Genomic DNA, 3,968 nt, shown 5'->3' with positions numbered 1-3,968 from the left:
TAGTTCTGCATTATCATGTCCACGCCTCTTCCTGTGGTGCGGGGTCTGCTTGGAACAGCCCCGTGCAACTGTTCAGGTTGATGGTTCACCGGTGGGAAGGGACCGAGCCATGCCACGGCCTGTCCGAAAGGACGACCAGGATTCATTCGGTCTCCTTCCCACTTCAACCATACACCAGAACCAACACACAGGATTCTATGGTCTGCGCGCGTCGCTTCGCTCCTTGCTCCGCCATAGAATGACGAGGTTGGGACGGCTTCAACCAATCCCCGGCGTTTGCACTGATTTCACGGAAATGAACGGAAAATCGTGCCCTAAGACAAACGGCAACCTTTCAAAATCCCTGTGTCGGGGAACCAGGTTGATCATCAGAGCGGATCAAATTCTCTGTCCAGCAGCCCCATAATGATGTCGTCCTGCCAAGCTCCGCCGACGAATGCGGCTTCGCGCTCGCGTCCCTCCTCCACAAATCCGCACTTGCGATAGCAGGCGATCGCGCGGGAATTGCGCGATAAGACCCGTAGCGAAACGCGATGCAGGCCACGACCGAAGGCATACCCGAGGACGAGTCTGATCGCTTCGGTACCATACCCCTTGCCGAGATATGCTTGGTCGTCGATGCCGATGGCCAAGGCCGCCCTCTTGTCCTGCCAATCTATGTTGTGGAGGCGGACATGGCCGATAAAGCAACCGGCATCAATCACCCAGGCACAGTTCTGTTGCTGGATGAAGCGAATGGCGGCCTCGGCTTCCCCTCGGGTAAAGGTGGTGTTTGGGTCGAATATCCCACCGTAGGCTTCAACGATCTCGCGATGCCGACCGAGCGCCAGCCGCGTTTCCACATCTTTGGGAATTGGTCTGCGAAGGATGAGGCGAGCGCCCCGAAGGTCGGGAAGATCGGCTGTCATTTGCGGAAGCTAAGATGTTCGTCCCTATTTGTCGAATGGCCGACTCCGCTCATCGCGGCATTTGGGATAACCGTTTGATTGAGTTTCAACACCAAAGGCATCGGGGCATGAGCCTCAAACGCGAGACTCACTCCTTCGCCGCTCCGGCCGCCTTGATATCCAGCAACCCATAGCCGAAGTCACTGTCCCGCCCCTTAGGCCCAAGATCCTTGGCCGTCGCCGCCAGCACCTTCTCGATGTCGTCGGCAGAACGGTCGGGCGCGGCGTGGATCAGATTGGCGATCGCGCCGGATACGATCGCGGCGGCGAAGGAGGTGCCGGTCACCACATCCCGGCCGGCGCCGCTCGGCGCCACCATTTCGACGCCCGGCGCCGAGATGAAGACATAGGCGCCGCGATTAGCCTGCGGCATCAGCCCGTCCTTGGCGTCGGTGGCGGTCACGGCGATCACGCCGTCGAAGGCCGCCGGATAGCCATAGGGCGCCTTCGGGCCGTTGTTGCCGGCGGCCGCCACCAGCACCATGCCCAGCCCCCGCGCATTCCGGCAGGCGATGCCGAGCAGGTCGTTCTTCGGGCCGACGAAGCTCATATTGATGATGCGCACATTCTGCTCGGCCGCCCAGTCGAGCGCCGACAGGATGACGTCCATGGTCGACTTGCCGCCTTCGAAGGCGCGGGCGTGATAGATTTTGGCGCCCGGCGCCATGCCTTCCAGCGGACCGACACCGGCAATCAGTCCGTCAACCGAGGTGCCGTGGTCGCGCTTCTCGATCGGCACGTTGGGCATGGCGTCGTATTGGCCGGCAATCACGCCGGCGAGCGCCGGGTTGCTGTCGTCAATGCCGGTGTCGATGACGGCGACCCGCACATTCTCGCCGCTCGCCGCCTTGGCATCGAGCGTGATGCGCTCGAAGGCATAGTTGACGATGCCCGCCGCCTGTTGCAGCGAATAGATATGGTTGGGCTCGCGCCGCTGCGTGCGCGCATCGGCTGCCAGCTGCGCCAGCACGACGCCGACCGGCCGCCCGTCGGTGATGCCGAAGCGCACCAAAGTGGTGCCGAGCAGCAGCGACTGGCGCTGCGAGCGCACCTGCAGGCCGAAGGAATTGGCGATCTGCTGCACCACGCCGGCATCGCCGTCGACCGTCACCAGCACCTCGTCGGGCACGAATTCGCCGCTGATCGCGCGCGGAGGCTCCGCCAGATTGAGGCCCTGAGGCACCGTGACGGGTCCGCTCGGCGCCGGCGCGGGCGGCGGCGTGGTGCTGGAACCGTTCGATGACGACGTTCCGTCCGCCGGCGTTTGCGGGGCGGTGCCCGCTGGGGGATTCGGGAACAGGTCGACGATGAGCGCCGGCAGGACCACCGCGCCGCCCATGGCCGTGCCCGGCGTCGCGCCGCCATTCCTGGCACCGCCCTCCTTGTCGCAGCCGCCACCAGCCGCCGTCGTGCGGTCCAGGCAATCGAGCTGTTTTTGCGTCAGGTTCGGATCGTTGGTCTGCGCGGAGGCAGGCGCGGCGACAAATGCCGCCGCCGCAAGGAGCGCCGCATGCAGAATGACCGCTTTAGCCGCCATCGGCCGGTTTCCTTCCCTGCACCACAGCCTCCGCGAAAGGCTGGGCAGCAATGAGGCCGACGAGCTTGTCGTAATCGGCCGCCGTGCTGGCCGGGATCGTCAGGTGGAATACGCCGTCCGCGGTCGGGCCGCCGGCGATCTCCAACCCATTCTGGCCGAGGAAGGCGGCGATATCGGCCATCTTCGCATCCGGCTTGAACTTGACCAGCGCGAAAGGCAGCTTCGCCAGATCATCCTGAGCGCCGGCCACCTCGAAGTCGTTGCCCTTGCCGCCCGGCTGTTCGAAGGACTGCACGATGACCAACGCAAGCAGCGCCGCGGCAGCCGCCCAGGCGACACCGGCAGGCATTGCCGTCACCCGGCCGAAGACTCTTGCCAGCCAGGATTGACCAGGCGTGCGCACCGGACCGGTCTCGGCGTCCAGCGCCTTGGAGAAGCGGGAGAACGCGTCGGCGGGCGGCCGGATCGCCTCGTTGGCGGCTGCGGTGCCGGAGAACTCGGCCTCCGCTTCGCCAAGCGCATTCATCGCCGCCGGATCGGTGGCCAGCCACTCCTCGATGGCCTCCAGCTCGGCGCCTTCCAGCGAGCCGTTCAGGTAGAACGGCAGCAGCGTTTCCATCTCGTCGCGACGCGACATCTTTTCAGCGGCGCTCATGGCCAACCCCTGTCGTAACCGGCGGCCTTGAGGGCTTCGCCGAGTTTCTTGCGGGCGTAGAACATCCTGGTCTTGACGGTCGCGACCGGGATGTCGAGCACCTCGCCGATCTCGGTCACCGACTGGCCATGATAATAGGCAAGGTCGATCACCGTGCGGTGTTCTTCCGGCAGGGCATCGACGAAGCGCCGCAAGGCGGCGGCCTTGTCTTCCTTCATGGTCACGACTTCCGGCGTGTCGGCGCCGTCGGGAACTTGCGCCGCGTCGTCGTCGTCGATCCAGTCTTCCTTCTTCTTGCGCAGCATGGATAGCGCCTTGAAGCGGGCGATGCCGAGCAGCCACGTGGAAACTTCAGAGCGGCCCTCGAAACTGGGCGCCTGTTTCCACAGCTCCAGAAAAACCTCATTCGTGATATCGTCGGCCATCATTTCCGATCCCGTCTGGCGCGCCACGAAGCGGTAGATCCGCGCGTGGTGACGCATGAACAGGAGCCGGACGGCGGCCCGGTCGCCCTTCGCGACCCGGTCCACAAGCGCGCGATCGGTTTCCGTCGCCGCATTCATGGCCGGTCGAGCCGCCTGGCTCCTCGAAGCTCTGTCGCTGATCGGTCCAAAAAGGTTCACCCTCCGCCAAGGATTTCTTGGAGGCTAACTGAAGAAAGTGAGTGTTGCCAGAGGGCAGGTTTTCTCCTTCTCCCCTTGTGGGCCTGTTGCGTAATTGGCTGGTTGTGATTCTCTGAGAGGAAGCTCGGAGGGAATCGCGATGGCTGTGAAGCAGACGGGACAGTTGAGCCTGGCGGAGGCGTTTCTAGGCGACAAGCTTGCGGGCG

4 protein-coding genes are annotated in these 3,968 nt (G+C 64.0%); all 4 read right to left on the bottom strand.

What is annotated here, in order from left to right; all coding sequences use genetic code 11:
• Window positions 1–368: 368 nt before the first annotated feature.
• The 4 genes from CK219_RS30935 to CK219_RS30920 all read right to left on the bottom strand — a co-directional run bounded on the left by CK219_RS30935 (window position 369) and on the right by CK219_RS30920 (window position 3,702).
• A complete protein-coding gene (locus CK219_RS30935) occupies window positions 369–908 on the bottom strand; it encodes a GNAT family protein (protein WP_095770212.1) in 540 nt (179 codons plus the stop codon).
• A 127-nt stretch (window positions 909–1,035) separates the two neighbouring features.
• Window positions 1,036–2,484, bottom strand: a complete 1,449-nt coding sequence (locus CK219_RS30930; RefSeq protein WP_095770211.1) for a S8 family serine peptidase — start codon at window positions 2,482–2,484, stop codon at window positions 1,036–1,038.
• Window positions 2,474–3,139 (bottom strand): anti-sigma factor, encoded by a 666-nt coding sequence (locus CK219_RS30925; RefSeq protein WP_095770210.1) that lies wholly within the window; start codon window positions 3,137–3,139, stop codon window positions 2,474–2,476. Before CK219_RS30925 ends, CK219_RS30930 begins: the two co-directional genes overlap by 11 nt.
• Complete coding sequence (locus CK219_RS30920; RefSeq protein WP_095770209.1) at window positions 3,136–3,702, bottom strand: sigma-70 family RNA polymerase sigma factor; 567 nt, start codon at window positions 3,700–3,702, stop codon at window positions 3,136–3,138. The genes CK219_RS30925 and CK219_RS30920 overlap by 4 nt, the downstream gene beginning before the upstream one ends.
• Between the last annotated feature and the right edge of the window lie 266 nt (window positions 3,703–3,968).

It is taken from the genome of Mesorhizobium sp. WSM4313 (assembly GCF_002294725.1).
Taxonomy (GTDB): Bacteria; Pseudomonadota; Alphaproteobacteria; order Rhizobiales; family Rhizobiaceae; genus Mesorhizobium.
The sequence above is the reverse complement of the archived record's forward strand: the minus strand, read 5'-3'. Positions and strand labels throughout refer to the sequence as shown.

Bases quoted from the DNA above. Each gene is read 5' to 3' on its own strand.
- CK219_RS30925 (WP_095770210.1), bottom strand. From the start codon at position 3,139: ATGAGCGCCGCTGAAAAGATGTCGCGTCGCGACGAGATGGAAACGCTG.
- CK219_RS30920 (WP_095770209.1), bottom strand. From the start codon at position 3,702: ATGAATGCGGCGACGGAAACCGATCGCGCGCTTGTGGACCGGGTCGCG.
- CK219_RS30930 (WP_095770211.1), bottom strand. From the start codon at position 2,484: ATGGCGGCTAAAGCGGTCATTCTGCATGCGGCGCTCCTTGCGGCGGCG.
- CK219_RS30935 (WP_095770212.1), bottom strand. From the start codon at position 908: ATGACAGCCGATCTTCCCGACCTTCGGGGCGCTCGCCTCATCCTTCGC.